This is a genomic window from Gluconobacter sp. (assembly GCF_047723935.1).
GTDB lineage: Bacteria > Pseudomonadota > Alphaproteobacteria > Acetobacterales > Acetobacteraceae > Gluconobacter.
The window spans coordinates 61,122-79,676 of sequence record NZ_JBDOBO010000003.1 but is presented as its reverse complement, the minus strand read 5'-3'; the positions used below and the strand labels follow the sequence as shown (position 1 = coordinate 79,676).

Genomic DNA, 18,555 nt, shown 5'->3' with positions numbered 1-18,555 from the left:
CTGATGCATCTGCTTGTCCGGGAACGACACGGAATAGACGATCAGGACGTGGCCGAGGATCTCGGTCATGCGCCTGCTGATGTCGTGTTTCTGTCCTTCTCGGATAGCGATCTTCTGGCGCTTGAGCGGGCCTATTCCCGTTTGAATGAGCAGGCCCCGACCGGCGCAGGTTTTTCGCTGCGACTGGTTAGTCTTGCTCGCCTCAGACACCCCATGTCGGTCGATTTATACGTTGAGCAGACCATAGCATCGTCCCGCTGCGTCATCGCACGGCTTCTGGGTGGCGTGGATTACTGGCGCTATGGGGCGGAAGAACTCCAGAATTTTTGTGGCAGGAACAGCACTCCCTTGGCTCTGTTGCCCGGAGATGCCCGTCAGGATGCACGGCTTGAAGAGTGGTCCAGCATCGAAGCAGAAAAGCATTCCAGACTCACGGGGTTTTTGAGGGAAGGTGGTCCTGAGAATGTGCATCGTGCCCTTTTGCTCATGGCTCATCTTGCCGGACACGGAGATGACGTCTCAGGACAACCCGCAGCGCTTCCCCCAGCTGGAATTTATCGCCAGACGACTGCGGATTTTCCTTTAAGAGCCACAATTGTTTTCTACCGTGCTCACCTTCTGGCTGCCGATACAGCTGCTATTGACGGTCTTGCGGATGAACTGGAAAAGTCCGGGGTCGCGACAGATGTTCTATATGTCGCATCGCTGAAGAACCCGGATGTTGCCGAGTGGATTCAAAGCCGCCTGATTGAAACTCCGCCAGACATTATTCTGAACGCGACCTTCTTTTCTGCACGCGGAAAAGAGGGGGCATCTCCTCTTGATGTTGCTGCTGTTCCGGTTCTTCAGGTTTTGCAGCCTGGTGTGACAGCATCGGCATGGGCTGAGAGCGGGCGCGGTTTATCGCAATCCGACCTCGCGATGCAGGTCGTTTTGCCAGAACTTGATGGGCGAATTTCTTCGTCTCCGATCTCCTTCAAATCCGAAACAGTTCCGGGAGATGCGGCAAGGCATATGCCCTTTCAACCGGGTATTGCCGCTGCTGCAGAGCAAGCTCTCGCATGGGCAAGGCTCAAGAAAACACCTCCGCGCGAGAAGCGTCTTGCGATTGTTCTTTCTGATTATCCCGGTGCGGATGGACAGACTGCACACGCCGTCGGGTTAGATACTTTTGCCAGCCTTGAATCCATCCTGAAAGCCGTGAAACAGGCAGGGTATGACTGTGGAGATGCGAAAAGTCCCACCAGCAGGGCGTTGGTGGGAGCTTTGTGTGAAGACCTGCCACAGCCCTGTTTGTCTCTGAACGATTATAACGAGCTGTTTGCGCGCTTGCCCGTCCCCTTCCGGGACGCTGTGACCCAGAGTTGGGGATCCTCTGCGGAAGATCCTGCCGTTCAGGACGGTTCATTCTGTCTTAAATTCGTGGCGCTTGGTAATGTTGTAGTCGCTGTCCAGCACGATCGTGGCAGCGCGCAGGACCGTAAAGCCCAGTACCACGACCCTGATACACCCCCACGCCACGCCTATATCGCGTTCCACCTCTGGCTACGTCATGTCTGCCAGACAGATGCCATGGTTCATCTTGGAACGCATGGCACACTCGAATGGCTGCCTGGCAAAGCTGTGGCGCTTTCCAATCAGTGCGCTCCCGCCGTTCTTCGCGGCGCTTTGCCGGTTTTGTATCCCTTTATCGTCAACAATCCGGGAGAAGCAGCTTCGGCGAAACGTCGTCTCGGCGCAGTCACCATCGGACATATGACACCGCCTGTTATGAAGGCCGGACTTGATCCGGACATGGCAGAGCTGGAACAACTGATCGATGAGTTTGCAGAGGCAGATGGTCTGGACAGGCGTCGTGGCGCCATTCTGAAGCGTGATATTCTGGACCGAGCAACGCGCATGGGACTTCTGAGCGAAAGTGGAGTCAAAGCGGGCGAAGGTGACGAAGCAGAGGCTCTGGCGCGGCTGGATGCTTATCTCTGTGATGTGAAGGACCTTCAGATCCGTGATGGTCTGCATGTTTTTGGTCAAGTAGCACCGCATGCCGAGAAATTGGCCGAAATGGTGTCTTCTGTAGCAAAGGCGCCCCAGCAATCGGTTTCTACTCTGATCGAAGCCAGCGCAGATGCGGAAATGAAGGCACTTCTGGCTGGGCTGGAAGGACGGTTCATTCAACCCGGGCCGTCTGGTGCTCCGACACGTGGGCGAGTGGACGTTCTGCCGACCGGGCGCAATCTTTTCACGCTTGACCCGAGAGCTGTTCCCACGGCTTCTGCGGTAGAGCTTGCCCGAACGCAGGCAAAGCAGATCCTGCTGTGTCATTTGCAGAACGAGGGCGAGCCGCTTCAAACCATCGTTATAGATCTATGGGGTTCCTCCACCCTGCGCACGGGAGGAGAGGATCTGGCACTGGCTCTGATCCTGATGGGAGTAAACCCCACGTGGGATGCGTCGAGCGGTCGGGTATCAGGATTTGAAATTACACCGCTGGCTGTTCTCGATCGTCCGCGTGTCGATGTGACACTTCGAATTTCAGGATTGTTCCGGGATGCTTTTCCGGCACAGATTTCTCTTTTCGATCAGGTGGTTGAAGCTGTTTCCTGTTTGGAGGAAGGCGAGGAATGGAACCCGTTGTCTGCCCGTATGAGAAATCTGGAAGGTGAGGCTCGAAAAATTGCTGGAGCGCGGATTTTTGGCGCAGCGCCCGGTACGTACGGGACAGGCATTGAAGATGCTCTCACGCGGAGTAACTGGGAAGACCAATCTGAACTCGGTCAGTCTTATCTGGACGACAACGACTGGATGTACGGTGGTGGTCGTGACGGGACACGGAGCAGCGTAGCATTGGCCCAAAATCTGGCACGGGCAGATGCAATCCTGCATGTGCAGGACCATGCAGAGACGGATATTCTCGAAAGTCCGGATTTTGCTGCTCATGAGGGTGGGCTTGCAGCGGCGGCGGCTCTGCTAGGGGCCGATCCCGTCCTTTGGCATGGCGATACGTCCCGTGCGGACGCGCCCCGTCTTCGGAGAGTTGAAGACGAAGTGAAGCGCATAGTTCGAGGGCGTCTGGCCAATCCCCGTTGGCTGGCAGGGATGCAGCGGCATGACTATCGGGGAGGTGCAGAAATTGCCCGGGGACTGGACGCCCTCTGCGCTTTTGCCGCGACCCTTTCTGTTCGGTTTGACCAACAGTTTGACTTGGTATTTGCCGCAACGCTTGGCGATGACACCTGTGATGCGTTCCTGAAAAGCGCTAACCCTCAGGCACGTCAGGCAATGCGCACGCGGTTCCAGGATATGATCCGTCGAGGCCTCTGGCACCCGCGCCTGAATAGCGTCTCTGCGATGTTGGAGAGTGGGAGCAAATGACAATTCCCCCCCTTGTTCGCGGCTGGTGTCCGGATATGTTCGCGCCGATGGAAGCGCGAGATGGATTTCTGGTCCGTATCCGTTCCCCGCTCGGTGGTTTTGAGGGGCCACAAGTGCTGGCGATTGCAGATCTGGCACGACGTTTCGGAAACGGCGTTGTTGAACTGACCAATCGTGGCAACGTGCAGTTGCGAGGATTTTCTTCGACGAGTGCAAAACTCGCGCTAGAAAGCGCACTTGCGGAGGGGCTTGTAGATCCTGATCCAGCGAAAGAGCGCCGAAGGGCCATTCTGGTTTCACCTCTTGCTGGCTTGGATCCTGCATGCAATCCGGAAACGTTGGACGTCGCGCAGTCGCTTCAGACGGCGCTTCTTGAAGAGAACGCATTGTCGGCGCTGAGCGGCAAGTTTGGTTGGGCCGTTGATGGTGGCGGGTATGTTCCAGAAGGAGCGTTATCAGCGGATATTGCGCTTCAGTCCCGCCCGGATGGATGGTCAGTTGTTTGTGGTGCCATGGAGACCGGAGTGCTTGATAACGCTGCAGCTGTCAGAGCAGTCGTGGTGATCTCCCGGGTGTGTGCAGAAAATTCTGACCTTGGCCGACCATCGCGAGACACAGCAACCGCAGCCTTCGTTTTTGCGAAGGCCGGGCTAGAGGGAATTCCGTGCAAACGGCAGGGTACTCGTCCGGTATCTCTCATAGGGCCACTGCCGGGGCAAGTCATGGGTGTTGGCCTGCCATTCGGCCGATGCCATGTCAAAGACTTTGAGGTTCTTGCCGAACGTACAGGAACTGCAAGTCTGCGGGTAACGCCGTGGCGTAGTGTACTCCTGCCGCAGCAGGACGGCACATGGCCCGGCTTCATCACCAGTTCGGTAGATCCATTGTTGCGAGTGGAAGCCTGTATTGGCCGTTCCGGGTGTGCGAAAGCCACCGCAGATGTTGTCGAGACAGCCTTGGCTCTGGCATCTGATGTGCCGCCGGGCTGTGTGCTGCATGTTTCAGGCTGCATAAAGGGGTGCGCGCATCCCCGTGCGGCAGATATGACGCTTGTTGCTGATAACGGGCATTATGAGGTTGTGCGCAATGGGTGCACAACAGACACGCCATCATGGCACGACAGGGATATTCCGCAGATACGGACCCTGTTGCGTCATGAATTGAAGGAGACACAGGTTTGAGCGCCGGACCCTCTTCCTACGACTATATTCGGGATGGCGCGGCCATTTATGCCCGGTCCTTCGCAACGATCCGTGCAGAGGCCGATCTGTCGGGTTTTACCTCTGAACAGTCCAAGATTGCAGTGCGCATTATCCATGCATGCGGAATGGTGGAGGTCGCAGGATCAGTCGCCATGACGTCTGATCTTGTCAGCAAAGCGCGTGCAGCGTTGCAGGCGGGTAAGCCAATCCTGTGTGATTCCGAGATGGTCGCCCATGGTGTTACGCGCGCCCGGTTGCCAGCCAATAATGCCGTTATCTGCACGTTGCGCGATGAACGGACGCCAGATCTTGCCAGACAAATTGGCAATACGCGCTCTGCCGCAGCTCTTGATCTTTGGGGCGATCAGATTGAAGGAGCTGTTGTAGCGATCGGGAATGCCCCGACAGCGCTTTTTCATCTTCTTGAGCTCATTGATGCAGGTGGCCCGCGCCCCGCGGCAATTATCGGTATGCCTGTTGGTTTTGTGGGAGCCGCAGAGTCCAAGGATGCTCTGGCGGCTCGCTCTGACCTTGCGCATGTCATCGTACGTGGTCGACTGGGCGGAAGCGCCATGGCTGCCGCGGCCCTGAACGCCCTTGCCAGCGAGGCAGAATGACAGCTGCAACAGTTTACGTCGTCGGCGTAGGGCCGGGTGATCCGGAACTTATGACGCTCAAGGCAGCGCGGGTCATTTCAACAGCTCCCGTCATCGCCTATTTCTGCCGTCATGACAAAATGGGTCATGCGCGGAAAATCGCTGACACGCATATTACGCCGGGCACGAAAGAGCTGCGTTTTGCGTATCCCTTTACGACGGAGCGCCTCGTTAATGACCCGTCCTATCATCCTGATATGTCGTCGTTTTACGATGAGTGTGCGAAGCAGATTGCGGTCGAAATAGAAGCTGGCCGAAGCGTTGCTCTTCTTTGTGAGGGTGACCCGTTTTTGTATGGCTCCGCCATGTATGTGTTTGATCGGCTTGAGACCGTCGGACCCTGCGAAGTCATTCCCGGAATCACAGGAATGAGTGGATGCTGGACGCAGGCGGCACTCCCCATGACGCATGGTGATGATGTCTTGTGCGTTCTGCCTGCCACTATGTCGGAAGATGATCTGGCTCAGTGGCTGAAGCAGGCTGATGCAGCCGTTGTGATGAAACTGGGACGCAATCTTCCAAAGCTTCGCACAGCGCTGGAACGTGCGGGTCGATTGCAGGATGCCGTTTATGTGGAGCGGGGGACGCAGGAAGAGGCTCGTGTTCTGCCGTTGAATGACATGGAGGGTGCGGCTCCTTATTTCTCTCTGGCGTTGTTGCCAGGGCGCCGGGGTGTCCGGTGAGCCAGATCTTCGTCATTGGTCTCGGGCCGGGAAAGCCCAGCCAGCGAACGCCTGAGGCTGAAGAGGCACTTGCTCAGGCAACAGACGTTATAGGATATGGCCCATACGTGGATCGTGTGGATCTGCCAGCTCATATTACTCGCCACCCATCGGATAACCGTGTCGAACTGGATCGCGCTCGCCATGCCCTCGAACTTGCGGAGCAGGGGCGTTGTGTGGCGATCGTGTCAGGCGGAGATGCGGGCGTGTTTGGCATGGCAAGCGCCCTGTTTGAAGCCATCGATCACGAACCAGATCGATGGAGTGGTATGAATGTCACTGTCATTCCCGGTGTTTCCGCCGTTCTGGCTGCCGCAGCCCGTATTGGCGCGCCCCTCGGAGGCGATTTTTGCGTCATGTCTTTGTCAGATAATCTCAAGCCTTGGGAAACAGTCTGCCGGCGTCTGACGTTGGCCGCGCAGGCGGGCTTCGTGATTGCGCTCTACAACCCCCGTTCAAAGGCACGTCCCTGGCAGTTGGGCGAGGCTTTCGAAGTGCTGCGTCAGGAGTTATCTGAAACGGTGCCTGTTGCCTTTGCAAGGGCTATTGGAAGAGCCGATGAAAGGCTGCACCTGACGGATCTGAGCCATGCTGATCCCGAACTGGTGGATATGAGTACACTTGTCCTGATCGGGACCACTCTTACACATCGCATCGAGCGGCCGGATGGACAGGCATGGCTTTACACGTCGCGGTCTGTGCCCGCGTGATAATGGCGCTCCAACCAGTCCAGCGCGTCTTCGACCGTCGTGACACTCTCCACTGGCGGCAGCGTCGGGCGGTTAATCATGATAACGGGCAATTTCAACGCTCTGGCGGCAATCAGCTTGGCGGCCGTCGCATCAGCTCCAGCATTCTTGGTGACGAGAACCTGCACCGCATGGTCTCTCATAAGTGCGATTTCTCTGTCCACCGTGAACGGAGGGCGGGCAAGCAGAAGCGTGACGTTAGGCGGCAGGGACAAGGGATCAGGCTGGTCGATACTGCGCAGAATGTAGTGATGATGCGGAGCCTTCTGGAACGGCAGCAGGTCCTTGCGGCCCGTCGTCAGAAAGACAGTGCGCGCGGCCGCCCCCAGCGCTTCTACAGCGGCATCAATACTGGGAACGAACGTCCATTGATCGTCAAGCTGGGCTTTCCAGCTAGGGCGGTCTATCCGAAGCAGAGGACGGCCCATTCGTACACATGCCGTCACGGCGTGTCGGCTCATTTGTGCGGCGAACGGATGAGTCGCGTCCACCACTGCATCAATGTTCTCTGTAGCCAGGAACGTTTCCAGCCCCGGAATGCCGCCAAATCCGCCAATGCGCACAGGGATTCCGGGAAGAATTGGATTTTTCGTCACGCCAGCAAGAGAAAAGACGGGCTCGAAATCTTTTCTTTCCGCGAGACATTGCGCCAGTTGGTTGGCTTGTGTCGTGCCTCCAAGGATCAGAACGCGCATGGACTTGGTTCCTGTGCCGGAGCAGGCCGATGAAGACCCCATGGCTGAGCGTTATCGGAATTGGCGAGGATGGTGTCGAGGGGCTTTCGTCTCTCGCACGTCAGATCGTTCTTCAGGCCGAGTTTGTGATGGGCGGTGAAAGGCATCTTGAATTGGCTGCGAGTTTGATCTCCGGGCAAGCTGAACCTTGGGGTTCACCGTTTTCATCTGGAGTGCGCCGTGTTCTTGAACGGCGCGGACAGCCCGTCACCGTCCTCGCATCCGGAGACCCGTTCTGCTTTGGTGTCGGAAGCACACTTGCACGCCATATTCCGCCAGAGGAAATGCTCTGTGTGCCCGCGCCGTCTTCAATATCCTGGGCCTGCGGGCGCCTTGGATGGGCTGAACAGGACGCGCGTGTCGTGTCGCTCTGTGGGCGCCCGATTGAGACACTGGTTCCGTACCTTCAGCGGGCTATGCGGCTGATTGTTTTGTCAGAAGACGGTAACACGCCGAGAAAAGTCAGTCAGTTTTTGACTGGGCGAGGCTTTGGGCCCTCTCGCATTCATGTCATGGAGCGGGTAGGTGGCCCCAATGAGCGGTCGCGTGTAATCGTGGCTTCGGACGGTCTCGAAGATGTCGATCCGCTGAACCTTATGGGAATTGAAATCGAAGCGGCTTCAGGGGCGAAGATGATCCCCCTTTCCAGTGGTTTAGAGGACGATCTGTTTGAGCATGACGGGCAGATTACCAAGCGTGAAATTCGTGCGGTTACGCTTTCAACATTAGCCCCGCATCCCGGAGAACTCCTTTGGGACATTGGTGGCGGGGCCGGGTCTGTGGCTATTGAGTGGATGCTTCGTCATCCCGCCAATCGGGCCATCGTCATTGAGAAAAATCCACTGCGGGCGGCGAGAATAGCGAGAAATGCCCTGAAACTGGGTGTGCCGGGACTAAAGATTGTGGAAGGCACGGCGCCTGATGCTTTGCCTGAACTTGAAAGACCAGACGTCGTTTTCATAGGCGGAGGGTTGGCACAAGTGGATATTTTCATGCAGGCGAGAGCCGCACTTCCCGTTGGCGGACGTCTTGTCGCCAATGCCGTAACTCTGGAAGGGGAAGCGGTTCTATCCGCTCAATATACGCGCTATGGCGGGACGCTAACGCGGATCGGTATTGAACGGCTTGATGTTGTCGGTGGGCTGCATGCTTTCCGGCCCGCCATGCGCGTAACGCAATATGCGACAGTAATTTCTGAGGATAGGTTATGATCGTCGCGGGTATTGGCTGTCGACCAAAAGTGGACGAACAATCCCTGCTGGACCTCATCATGCGGGTGACATCTGGCCGCAGGTTCGATCGGCTTGCTGCTCCGGAGTTCAGAAAAGCGGAGCCAGCTATTCCAGAGCTGGCAAAACGTTTGAATGTTGAGCTTGTGTGGATTGATACGGAAAGCCTGACAGAGCGTCAGGTAGAGTGCGAAACCCATTCCGCAATTGCTTTTGAAAAGACAGGATTCAGTTCTGTGGCGGAGGCTTGCGCGCTGGCTGGTGCCGGGCCAAAAAGTCGTTTGATCATTATGCGGCAGAGTGGAAAAGACGTAACCTGTGCTCTTGCGCAGTCAGTTGAGACATGAGGAAAGAGAACGGATGGCGGTTCATTTTATTGGTGCAGGACCGGGCGCCGCTGATCTTCTGACACTGCGAGGCCGGGACCTTTTGGCTTCATGTAAAGTCTGTCTGTATGCGGGGTCTATCGTCCCGGCAGAAATGCTGGAGCACTGCCCGCCAGATGCCCGCAAGGTGAACACGGCGCCGCTATCGCTGGACCAGATCGAGCAGGAATACATCCGGGCACACGCTGAAGGGCAGGACGTCGCGCGTCTTCATTCTGGAGATCTGTCTATCTACAGCGCTGTTGCCGAACAGACGCGCCGCCTGGATAGGCTTGGTATTTCCTGGACCATGACGCCGGGAGTGCCTGCATTTGCGGCAGCAGCCTCTGTCTTGGGTCGGGAACTCACTGTCCCGGAAGTTGCGCAGACAGTCGTGCTGACCCGCGTCAGTGGCCGGGCGTCTTCGATGCCAGCGCGTGAAACGCTCTCAGCCTATGCTGCGACCGGCGCTACACTGGCCATTCATCTGGCAGTGCATGCGCTGGACCGTATCGTTACGGAGTTGCTGCCACATTATGGGCCAGAGTGCCCTGTGGCGGTGGTGGCACGTGCAAGCTGGCCGGATCAGATCACCATTCGCGCCACGCTTGGAACTCTTCTTGAAAAAGCGGCAGCTAACCCGGTGGAGCGTACTGCTCTTGTTTTGGTTGGCTCCGCGCTTGCGGTGGATGAATTTCGGGAGAGTGCGCTCTATGACCCGGACTATCAGCGCCGGTTCAGGTCTGGATCATCAGCCGGATGACTGCGTCCTACGCAGTTGCCTTGTCGGTCAAAAACCATAACGTCCAGAGCGATACTGCTGTCTTCCAGAACGCTGCTGGCAAACTGGTACGCAGCCCGCGCGATGTGATCGCCCAGCGGAATATTTTGCGCGGAAGCAAGAAGAAATGCTTCTGCGACCGTAGGGGAAACTGCAATAGCATCGGCCAATTCCGCGCTCGCGCCTGCCTGCGTTGCCAAGGCCGCCAGAGCTGGCATATCTGCGGCCCCTCGCTTGGAATGCAGATCCATCCGGCCCTGAGCCAGCTTGGTCATCTTGGCGATGCCTCCGCCGATTGTAAGGCGAGGGACCGGGTGTCGACGAATATATTTCAGGATGCCACCTGCAAAGTCACCCATTTCGATCAGCGCTGTTTCAGGCAATCCGTAGAGCGCCTGAACAGCGCGTTCGGAAACATCTCCTGTGGTCGCGGCCAGATGTGGCAGGTTCAGAGCCCGCGCGACGTCAATCCCACGATGAATACTGTCAATCCAGGCCGAGCAGGAGAAGGGCACGACAATTCCCGTTGTGCCAAGAATGGACAACCCGCCGACAATGCCCAGCCGACTATTCAGGGTTTTTCTGGCCAGCGTAACGCCATTTTCAACGCTGATTGTGACCTCAGCGGAGGCCCCCTGAAGTGCGAGACGGATCATCTGGCGGGGGACAGGGTTAATGGCCGGTTCACCCGGCGGCAGGGGGAGACCGGGGCGCGTAATTGTTCCAACACCATCGCCTGCGCGAAAAATAATATCTTGCCCCTCAGGCAATGGGCGCACATCTGCCCGGATAAGGGCGCCATGTGTGACATCGGGGTCGTCTCCGGCATCCTTGACGACCGCTGCCCAGGCGCCCGTTTTGTCCATCCCATGGGCAGCCAGCGCAAACGCCGCCTGTTTGCCTCCGGGCAGCGTGATGGACACGGGATCAGGAAACGTTCCAGTCTGGAGAGCTATCCATGCAGCTTTGGCCGCAGCGGTCGCGCAGCTTCCAGTCGTCCAGCCATATCGCAGAGGGGAGCCTTGGGCAGTCATCGGAGACAGGATACGATATTTCATGCTGAAAGCGAGACATGCCATCGGAAAGGATCGCTGATATGACCCGCGCGATCATGATTGCCGCGCCTCGCTCAGGTGGAGGGAAAACGACTGCTACGCTTGGTATTCTGTCAGCTCTGAGGGCCAGAAATATCGAAATTCAGGCTGCCAAAACAGGTCCGGATTATATTGATCCAGCGTTTCATGAGGTTGTAACCGGGCGTTCCAGTCTGAACCTTGATAGCTGGGTGATGACGCCTGAGCTTCTCGAGAGCATGTTGGCGCGTGCGGCTGAAGGTGCGGATCTTTTGGTCGTTGAATCTGCTATGGGGCTATTCGACGGCTTGCTGGGACCTGCTGACGCGCGCGGTGCACCGTCCGATATTGCGGCTCGTTTCGGTATCCCGGTTATTCTTGTGCTGGATGTATCGGGGCAGGGTCAGTCTGCCGCGGCCATTGCTCACGGTTTCGCCACGCTTGATCCCGCTCTGCATGTTGCCGGTGTCATCCTCAACCAGGTTGCGTCCGCCCGGCATCTGGCTATGGCCCGCGAGGCCATTCTGGCCGCAGGTATCCCCGTTCTGGGTGCATACATGCGGGACACCACTCTGAAACTTCCGGAGCGACATCTTGGCCTTGTGCAGGCACGGGAACAGGACACACTGAAAGACCTTCTTGCTAGCCTGCGGGAGAGGACGGAAGGTTCGCTTGACCTCGATGCCATCATGGCCGCGGCAGCACCTCTCGATATTGAGGATTATGGCTGTGTTGCCATAAGCCCTCCGGGACAAAGGATCGCGGTTGCGGATGACGCTGCGTTTTCGTTCCTTTATGGGCATGTGGCGCAGAGTTGGAGGAATGCAGGAGCCGAACTTGTTCCGTTCTCGCCATTGGCAGATCAAGGGCCTGATGAGGACTGTGATGTCTGCTGGCTTCCGGGGGGATATCCAGAATTACATGCTGAACAACTGGCGGTGTCCCGTCACTTTCAATCCCGTCTGGTGAAGTTCTCGGAGACACGGCCAGTCCACGGAGAATGCGGGGGCTTCATGGCGCTGGGAGAGTTTCTGGAAGATGCAAACGGTGTGACGCATAAGATGGTGGGCCTTCTGGGGCACGGAACCAGCTTTGCAAAGCGTAAAATGAATCTGGGATATCGTGAGGCGATACTGGCAACAGACTGCGCGCTGGAGTCAAAAGGCAGTATCTTTCGAGGACATGAATTTCATTATGCCCGCGTGGTCCAGGCCGGAGCGGACGAGCCTCTCGCAACCTTGAGAGACGGCTACGGCAATGATCTTGGGCTGGCTGGAGGCTGTCGCGGGCTGGTGTCCGGATCATTTTTTCACGTGATGGCACGTAGAGACAGGAAGTGAGCATGAACACCACGGATGATGGGGCCCGGCACCGGGAAAAAATGCAGAAACGCAAAGACGTGCAGGACAAGGAAGTCGCGTCAAAAACTGTCGAAAAAGGCGTTCTGGCGGTTCACACAGGTCCGGGGAAAGGGAAGTCTACCGCAGCCTTTGGTCTCGCGCTGCGTGCGCTGGGCCATGGAAAGCGGGTTGTTGTTGTGCAGTTTATCAAGGGCGCCTGGGTGACGGGGGAGCGCGCTGCGTTGGAACGCTTTGACGATCTGGTAGAGTGGCACACGATGGGCGAGGGGTTCACCTGGGAAACGCAGGATCGCTCAAAAGATATTGCTGCGTGCGCCCGGGCGTGGGAAGTGGCGCAAGCCGCCCTGAAACGCGACGATGTTGCTCTTGTGGTTCTCGATGAACTGAATATCGCCCTGCGATACGACTATCTGCCCTTGGAGCAGGTTCTGGAAGACCTGAAAGCGCGTCCTGGAATGCAGCATGTCGTCATAACCGGGCGTAATGCTAAACCAGCCCTTGTGGACGCTGCGGATCTGGTGACGGAAATGACATTGGTAAAACATCATTTCAATGCAGGTGTGAAAGCTCAGGCCGGGTTCGAATTCTGATGACGCAGCGGCAGGGCCCCAGGGCTCTCATGTTTCAGGGAACGGGCTCCAGCGTTGGGAAATCTGTGCTCGTTGCAGGGATTGCCCGAGCCCTGACACGACGAGGCCTTACAGTGCGTCCGTTCAAGCCTCAGAACATGTCAAACAACGCCGCCGTGACCAGAGACGGGGGCGAAATTGGGCGCGCCCAGGCTCTTCAGGCCCGGGCCTGTGGGGTTCCTCCTACCGTGGACATGAATCCTGTGCTGTTGAAGCCTCAAAGCGAGACAGGATCCCAGCTTGTGGTTCGGGGGAAAGTGCGAGGAACCGTGCGGGCCCGCGCGTATCAGGACGTCAAGATAACTCTCATGCCGGACGTGTTGTCCGCGTTTCGCACTTTGGCGACAGAAGCTGATATCGTTTTGATTGAAGGGGCCGGCTCGGCTTCAGAGGTCAATCTGCGGGAAAATGACATTGCCAATATGGGTTTTGCCGAAGCCGCCGATGTAGACGTCGTGCTTATTGGTGATATCGACCGGGGAGGCGTGATTGCCAGCCTTGTCGGAACCAAAATGGTGCTTTCAGAGCTGGATGCCGGGCGGATCAAGGGATTTATCGTAAACAAAATGCGTGGAGACGCCTCGCTGTTTGCCGAGGGTATGAACATTATCTCACGTCAGACGGGATGGAAAAAGCTCGGTCTTGTCACACACTGTGCGCATGTTGGTGACCTTCCCGCTGAAGACGCATCTGATCTTGTGAACGAAACGCCAGCAGGCGACGGCTTACGGGTTGTCGTGCCGCATCTACCCACGATCGCCAATTTCGATGATTTAGACCCTTTACGATCTGATCCGGGCGTTGCTCTGGAGATCGTGGCACCCGGTCGACCCCTTCCAGTTTGTGATCTTGTGATCATACCTGGTTCGAAGGCAACCATTTCCGATCTGGCGTTTTTCAAAAAACAGGGATGGGACATTGACCTGAAGGCGCATACCCGCCGTGGCGGTCGTGTTCTTGGCATTTGCGGTGGATATCAAATGCTTGGAAAATCCATTGAGGACAAGGATGGGATCGAAGGCCCCCCGGGTCTCGTCGAGGGCTTGGGCTTGCTGGACGTGCAGACGGTTCTGACAAATGATAAGCGTTTGACAGAAGTGAGTGGATTACTGGTGCCGGAAGGGACCCCGCTCACTGGCTATGAAATTCATGTCGGGCGAACGGCTGGTCCTGATACTCAGAGGCCATTTGCAACGGTAGACGGTGAGCCTGAAGGTGCCGTTTCGCCAGACGGACGCGTTTGGGGAACATATCTGCATGGGGTTCTGTCTGGTGGAGACGTGCGGAAAGCTCTTCTTTCACGTGTAGGGCGCGCCGGGCCTAACCTTCAGGATCATGATGAGCGGGTTGATGCCGCGCTGGATGCCTGGGCGGACCATCTTGACGCCTGCATTGATCTGGATGCGCTTCTTGCATTGGCCCGACCTGTCTAATCCTTCACAACCAGAACAGAAGGGTGAGCAGGACCAGCACTGCTCCCTGAATGAAGCAGGCCCGACGGTAGAGGGTGATAGCTCGCCAGAGGTCGTCAGTGGTTGCCGTGGCACGGCCTTCGCCCATCCATGAATCTTCGACTAGAAGGCCGTTATAAACTCTGGGGCCAGCAAGCTTGAGGCCCAACGCACCTGCCATGGCGGCTTCCGGCCAACCGGCGTTTGGGGAGCGATGGTGGCCTGCATCTCGCCGGACTGCTCGAAATGCCTCAGTCGGGTTAGTATCGCGCATCGTGAGTGCTGCCAAAACAAGCCATAGAGCGGATAGACGGGAGGCGGGAAGGTTCACCAGATCGTCCAACTTCGCAGAAGCCCACCCAAAGGCTTTGTGTCGAAGCGTGAGGTGACCGATCATGCTGTCTGCTGTGTTGATTGACTTGTAAGCGGTTGTGCCTGGCAGGCCACAGAGGGCAGTCCAGAAAAGCGGCGCAACAACGCCATCGGAAAAATTCTCAGCCAGACTTTCAATGGCCGCGCGTACTACGCCAGCTTCATCAAGTTGCTCAGGATCACGGCCAACAATCATGGAAACCGCTTTCCTGCCACCTGCCAGTCCCGCTGTCTGCAGACCAGTGTGGACCGCTCGGACATGTTCCCACAGGGAGCGTTGGGCAATCAGAGTGCTGGCCATAATTCCTTCCATCCCCCAGGCAAGCAGAGGGGAACACAGAAGGTGCATGCACTGAAGGGCCATGTAGACAATCAGGAGCGGAACCCCAACGAGGATCGTCAGGCAGACCATTCCCCATAACCGTTGCCGGAAAGCGCTATCCTGCGAGCAGTTGAGCGAACGATCCAGTCGCGCAATAAGGGCACCAATCCACATGACTGGGTGGCCAATTTTGCGAAAAAGCCAGTTCGGATAACCGAAAGCGGCTTCAATCGCACAGGCCAGACAGGCAACGGACAGTGTGTGGGACAGGAGGGAGAAAGTCATGAGCCTGTGTGTTTCATCCGGATGGCTTGATCTAGCATGATGCGATCGGTGCTGGAAAACATGCCGGTGCATGGGGGGCAAGTGGGGCAGGTGATGTCGCGTTTCCCGCAGGCCCCGAGGCCTTTCATAGACCTTTCCACAGGAATTAGTCCTTACGAGTACCCCCTTTCTCCCGTAGAGATGTCCATGCTCACCCGGCTACCGGAAACAGCAGATGAGGCGGCGCTCCTAAAAGCAGCAGCAGCAGCTTACGGTGTGCCGACTGAAGACATGATTGTAGCGGGGCCGGGCACACAGTTGCTTATCGCCTTGTTGCCTTTGGTGCTGAAGGCAGAAAACGTCTTCATTCTCGGACCCACTTATTCTGGCCACGAGCAGGCATGGAGAAACGCAGGGGTCAATGTGTCGATCGTGACGGATCTTCAGTCCTTAAGAGCTGCCGCAGGGCAGGCAGGGGCTGTGTGCGTAGTCTGTAATCCGAATAATCCAGACGGTCGATGTCTGCCTGTCGAGACGCTTCTGGAACTCTCAAAGCGCTGTGCAGCCTCCGGTGGACGGTTAATCGTAGATGAGGCGTATGCGGATTTCGAGCATGAAAGTGCCGCCGCATCTTTCCCGCAAACCGGCCTTCTGGTTTTGCGCTCTTTTGGGAAAACCTACGGATTGCCGGGCGTACGGCTTGGTTTCCTGATTGCGTCCAACGGAACGGCAGATCAAATGCGGAAGCTGATAGGGGATTGGGCGGTCAGCGCCCTGGCTCTGTCCGCAGGACGTCAGGCCCTGTCGGATCAGGACTGGCTGGGTAGAACGAAAGCGCAGTTGGAGCAGGACGCACAACGTCTTGCAAAAATCTTAAAACGGGCGGGTCTGACCATCAAAGGAAACACGCTTCTGTTCTGTCTGGTCAGTTCAGATGAGGCGGCTTCTCTATGGGCGTTCCTCTGTGGATGCGGCATCGTAACCCGTGCTTTCCCGGAGCGCCCAACGGAACTGAGATTTGGTCTGCCGCGGGATAGTGCTGGTTGGGATCGTCTAGAACGCGCGCTTCAGGAATGGTCAAAGCACGTAAAATGAAGCTGTTCTGTTTTGCTCTACCCCCATACCCGTCTGTGAAGCGGAGCGTTTTCCCCGAGAGCGGTGAACAACGTGACACAGGGTGCCTGGAAGGGAGTTTTTGGCCAAAGTCCCTGCCCATCCTGACAGGGTGCAACTCTGATGCAGCATGGCTTGAGGCGCACTCCGAGTGTCCTGTGACCGTGGATGAGCGACTTAGGGGCCATGACTATGGTGATTGGTGCGGACAGAGCCTTAAAACCCTGTCGCCAGAAAGTCTGGCACAATGGATGATGGACCCCGATTTTTCACCGCCGGCTGGTGAGAGCCGGACCAGAATGTATGCCCGTCTTGCTGGGTGGCTATCAGACATCAGGGAGAGCCAAAATCCCGTAATTTTGGGAGTGGACGCTGAGGTCGTGCGAGCCCTGACTTTGCTGGCAATGAGCCTGAATGCAGAAGCGGTGGAGAAGCTGGATATTCTTCCGCAGAGTTGGAGCGTCCTGTCCTTTTACGGGACATGGCGCGTCCAGGCCGTGTCCGTTCCGAACAATAGAATAACGTTTGAAGTTATTTTCGGCTCAGAAAACGATCGTTAATCCAAGCGGCTGCGCCGACGGCAACAAGAATAGGACCGAGAATAAAAAGTGCCGCCACGAGGGCTACCAGAATAATAATACCAAAAGACATTTTATTTTTCTCCTTATTCAGAACGGGAACTGTTACGTTCTGAATCACGTTTGCCATAGTTCCTGCGCATATTCGCCAAGTTTATGCTTCACGATAACCTCTGAAAAGGGGAATGATATGCGTTATTTTCTCATGATTCTACTGGGGGCTGTCGTCACCCGTTTCTGGCTGCGGATAGCCTCTGTTCAAACCGTCCGACGGGTCGCTGCACCCGTGCCGGCTCTTCCAACTCTATGATACTTATTTTTGTACGGCAGAGGCATAAGTCAGCCTGTAGAGCGAGCCGGAAAAATCGTCGCTAACGAGAATGCTGCCGTCAGGCATTGGTTGAACATCTGCCGGGCGGCCAAAAGTCCGTCCGTTCCGCCGAAAACCCCAGATTAAGGGCTCTGGTTGCTGTGGATGGTCTGTACTATCAAATTTTACTGTAACGACCTGATACCCTGATGGAACGCTCCGGTTCCACGACCCATGTTCTGCAATCAGTAATGTACCATTCAAGGAACGTGACGCGGCAGGACCTTCGTAAAATCGCAAACCTAATGCTGCGACATGGGCTCCTAGCTTCAGGACCGGCGGAGTAAACTCACTGCAGGAGTGGTCTGTTCCGTAATGGGGATCGGGGACATCTCCCTGGTGGCAATACGGATAGCCGAAAGACTGTTGGGGCCGTGTAAGGGTGTTCAATTCGTCAGAAGGGACGTCATCGCCCATCATATCGCGGCCGTTATCCGTAAACCACAGGTCCTTTCCTGTTTTTCGCCATGCTAGACCAACTGAGTTGCGAATGCCGTAAGCCACGTCCTGCCTGTCGGTGCCGTCGGGCTTTATGCTGATGATTTTTCCAAAATCATGCCCAACATCGCAGACGTTGCAGGGCGCCCCGATGGTTACGTACAGCCTTCCATCTGGCCCGAAAGCGATAAACTTCCAAAAATGGTCACCGTCTCTGAAAGGCAAATGATCTGTGATGACTTCCGGTTTGGGGGGATCATCCAGATGAGCCTCGATATCTCTTAAAACCAGAAGTCTTTCTGGTTCAGCGATGTAGAGATCTCCGTCATGAAATGCGACGCCTGAAGGCGTCTCGAGGGCACTGGCAACAGTTCGGACCTGAACCGGTTTTCCGGGATTCCCCACTCTGGAGACGGCATAGACCTTTCCGGACCCCATCGAGCCAAGGAAAATAGTTCCCCTGTCTCCAAGGGCAATTTCCCGCGCACCACGGACATCAGCGGATACGATCTCTAGATGGAAGCCCCGAGCGACAGACAAATTTTTCGTGGAGGGAGCACCCCATGCTGGCAGAAAAACGCATGAACCTATTATTGAGACGAGCAGAAGCTTCCGGAGCATGACGCACCTCATTAATGGGGCAGTTCTTGAAGAACAGCGCCGTTCATAGCAAACGGATGAGGGGAACAGAGGTTTTCTTAGCTAAAACCCATCTTACTTTCGTGCATTTATCATAAAATGTGATGTCACGAAGCATGTCTGGAGGCGGGTTCA

18 protein-coding genes are annotated in these 18,555 nt (G+C 56.4%); 13 read left to right on the top strand and 5 right to left on the bottom strand.

The features are described 5' to 3' along the window. The first annotated feature begins 3 nt into the window (after window positions 1–3). The 5 genes from cobN to cobJ are packed head-to-tail and all read left to right on the top strand — an operon-like array spanning window position 4 to window position 6,662. Window positions 4–3,372, top strand: coding sequence for a cobaltochelatase subunit CobN (gene cobN / locus ABF979_RS03475; protein ID WP_415557808.1), 3,369 nt, complete (start codon window positions 4–6; stop codon window positions 3,370–3,372). Beyond that, on the top strand, window positions 3,369–4,553 hold the full coding sequence (gene cobG / locus ABF979_RS03470; protein ID WP_415557806.1) for a precorrin-3B synthase: 1,185 nt from the start codon (window positions 3,369–3,371) through the stop codon (window positions 4,551–4,553). Before cobN ends, cobG begins: the two co-directional genes overlap by 4 nt. Further along, window positions 4,550–5,191, top strand: coding sequence for a precorrin-8X methylmutase (locus tag ABF979_RS03465; RefSeq protein WP_415557805.1), 642 nt, complete (start codon window positions 4,550–4,552; stop codon window positions 5,189–5,191). The genes cobG and ABF979_RS03465 overlap by 4 nt, the downstream gene beginning before the upstream one ends. Further along, window positions 5,188–5,913, top strand: coding sequence for a precorrin-2 C(20)-methyltransferase (locus ABF979_RS03460; protein WP_415557803.1), 726 nt, complete (start codon window positions 5,188–5,190; stop codon window positions 5,911–5,913). Before ABF979_RS03465 ends, ABF979_RS03460 begins: the two co-directional genes overlap by 4 nt. Continuing rightward, a complete protein-coding gene (cobJ, locus tag ABF979_RS03455; protein ID WP_415557801.1) occupies window positions 5,910–6,662 on the top strand; it encodes a precorrin-3B C(17)-methyltransferase in 753 nt (250 codons plus the stop codon). Before ABF979_RS03460 ends, cobJ begins: the two co-directional genes overlap by 4 nt. Here the strand turns inward: cobJ and ABF979_RS03450 are convergent. Next, complete coding sequence (locus ABF979_RS03450) at window positions 6,635–7,396, bottom strand: cobalt-precorrin-6A reductase (RefSeq protein WP_415557800.1); 762 nt, start codon at window positions 7,394–7,396, stop codon at window positions 6,635–6,637. The two genes, cobJ and ABF979_RS03450, sit on opposite strands and share 28 nt — an antisense overlap. Window positions 7,397–7,425: 29 nt before the next feature. On the opposite strand from ABF979_RS03450, the gene cbiE reads away from it, so the two are divergent. Genes cbiE through cobM form a run of 3 tightly spaced genes read left to right on the top strand, consistent with a single transcriptional unit; the run spans window position 7,426 to window position 9,792 of the window. Next, window positions 7,426–8,646, top strand: a complete 1,221-nt coding sequence (gene cbiE, locus ABF979_RS03445; protein WP_415557798.1) for a precorrin-6y C5,15-methyltransferase (decarboxylating) subunit CbiE — start codon at window positions 7,426–7,428, stop codon at window positions 8,644–8,646. After that, window positions 8,643–9,011, top strand: coding sequence for a cobalamin biosynthesis protein (locus ABF979_RS03440; RefSeq protein WP_415557796.1), 369 nt, complete (start codon window positions 8,643–8,645; stop codon window positions 9,009–9,011). Before cbiE ends, ABF979_RS03440 begins: the two co-directional genes overlap by 4 nt. Window positions 9,012–9,024: 13 nt before the next feature. Continuing rightward, complete coding sequence (gene cobM, locus ABF979_RS03435) at window positions 9,025–9,792, top strand: precorrin-4 C(11)-methyltransferase (RefSeq protein WP_415557794.1); 768 nt, start codon at window positions 9,025–9,027, stop codon at window positions 9,790–9,792. Here cobM and ABF979_RS03430 read toward each other — a convergent pair. Beyond that, window positions 9,756–10,844 (bottom strand): cobalt-precorrin-5B (C(1))-methyltransferase, encoded by a 1,089-nt coding sequence (locus ABF979_RS03430; RefSeq protein ID WP_415557865.1) that lies wholly within the window; start codon window positions 10,842–10,844, stop codon window positions 9,756–9,758. The two genes, cobM and ABF979_RS03430, sit on opposite strands and share 37 nt — an antisense overlap. 62 nt (window positions 10,845–10,906) lie before the next feature. Here ABF979_RS03430 and ABF979_RS03425 point away from each other — a divergent pair, with 62 nt between their 5' ends. The 3 genes from ABF979_RS03425 to ABF979_RS03415 are packed head-to-tail and all read left to right on the top strand — an operon-like array spanning window position 10,907 to window position 14,306. Then, the gene (locus tag ABF979_RS03425) at window positions 10,907–12,223 is read left to right on the top strand and encodes a cobyrinate a,c-diamide synthase (RefSeq protein WP_415557792.1); all 1,317 of its coding nucleotides are present in this window, start codon (window positions 10,907–10,909) and stop codon (window positions 12,221–12,223) included. A gap of 2 nt (window positions 12,224–12,225) precedes the next feature. After that, window positions 12,226–12,834: a cob(I)yrinic acid a,c-diamide adenosyltransferase gene (gene cobO, locus ABF979_RS03420; RefSeq protein WP_415557790.1), complete on the top strand. Its 609-nt coding sequence runs from the start codon at window positions 12,226–12,228 to the stop codon at window positions 12,832–12,834. Between the two features lie 29 nt (window positions 12,835–12,863). Beyond that, window positions 12,864–14,306, top strand: coding sequence for a cobyric acid synthase (locus ABF979_RS03415; RefSeq protein ID WP_415557863.1), 1,443 nt, complete (start codon window positions 12,864–12,866; stop codon window positions 14,304–14,306). Between the two features lie 4 nt (window positions 14,307–14,310). Here ABF979_RS03415 and cbiB read toward each other — a convergent pair whose 3' ends face one another. Next, window positions 14,311–15,303, bottom strand: a complete 993-nt coding sequence (gene cbiB / locus ABF979_RS03410; RefSeq protein WP_415557788.1) for an adenosylcobinamide-phosphate synthase CbiB — start codon at window positions 15,301–15,303, stop codon at window positions 14,311–14,313. Window positions 15,304–15,339: 36 nt separating this feature from the next. On the opposite strand from cbiB, the gene cobD reads away from it, so the two are divergent. Both cobD and ABF979_RS03400 read left to right on the top strand, forming a co-directional pair. Next, on the top strand, window positions 15,340–16,377 hold the full coding sequence (gene cobD / locus ABF979_RS03405; protein WP_415557786.1) for a threonine-phosphate decarboxylase CobD: 1,038 nt from the start codon (window positions 15,340–15,342) through the stop codon (window positions 16,375–16,377). Next, window positions 16,374–16,955: a histidine phosphatase family protein gene (locus ABF979_RS03400; protein WP_415557784.1), complete on the top strand. Its 582-nt coding sequence runs from the start codon at window positions 16,374–16,376 to the stop codon at window positions 16,953–16,955. The genes cobD and ABF979_RS03400 overlap by 4 nt, the downstream gene beginning before the upstream one ends. On the opposite strand, the gene ABF979_RS03395 is transcribed toward ABF979_RS03400, so the two are convergent. Both ABF979_RS03395 and ABF979_RS03390 read right to left on the bottom strand, forming a co-directional pair. Further along, a complete protein-coding gene (locus ABF979_RS03395; protein WP_415557782.1) occupies window positions 16,927–17,103 on the bottom strand; it encodes a hypothetical protein in 177 nt (58 codons plus the stop codon). The two genes, ABF979_RS03400 and ABF979_RS03395, sit on opposite strands and share 29 nt — an antisense overlap. 183 nt (window positions 17,104–17,286) lie before the next feature. After that, window positions 17,287–18,402, bottom strand: coding sequence for a PQQ-dependent sugar dehydrogenase (locus tag ABF979_RS03390; protein ID WP_415557780.1), 1,116 nt, complete (start codon window positions 18,400–18,402; stop codon window positions 17,287–17,289). Window positions 18,403–18,555 lie beyond the last annotated feature (153 nt).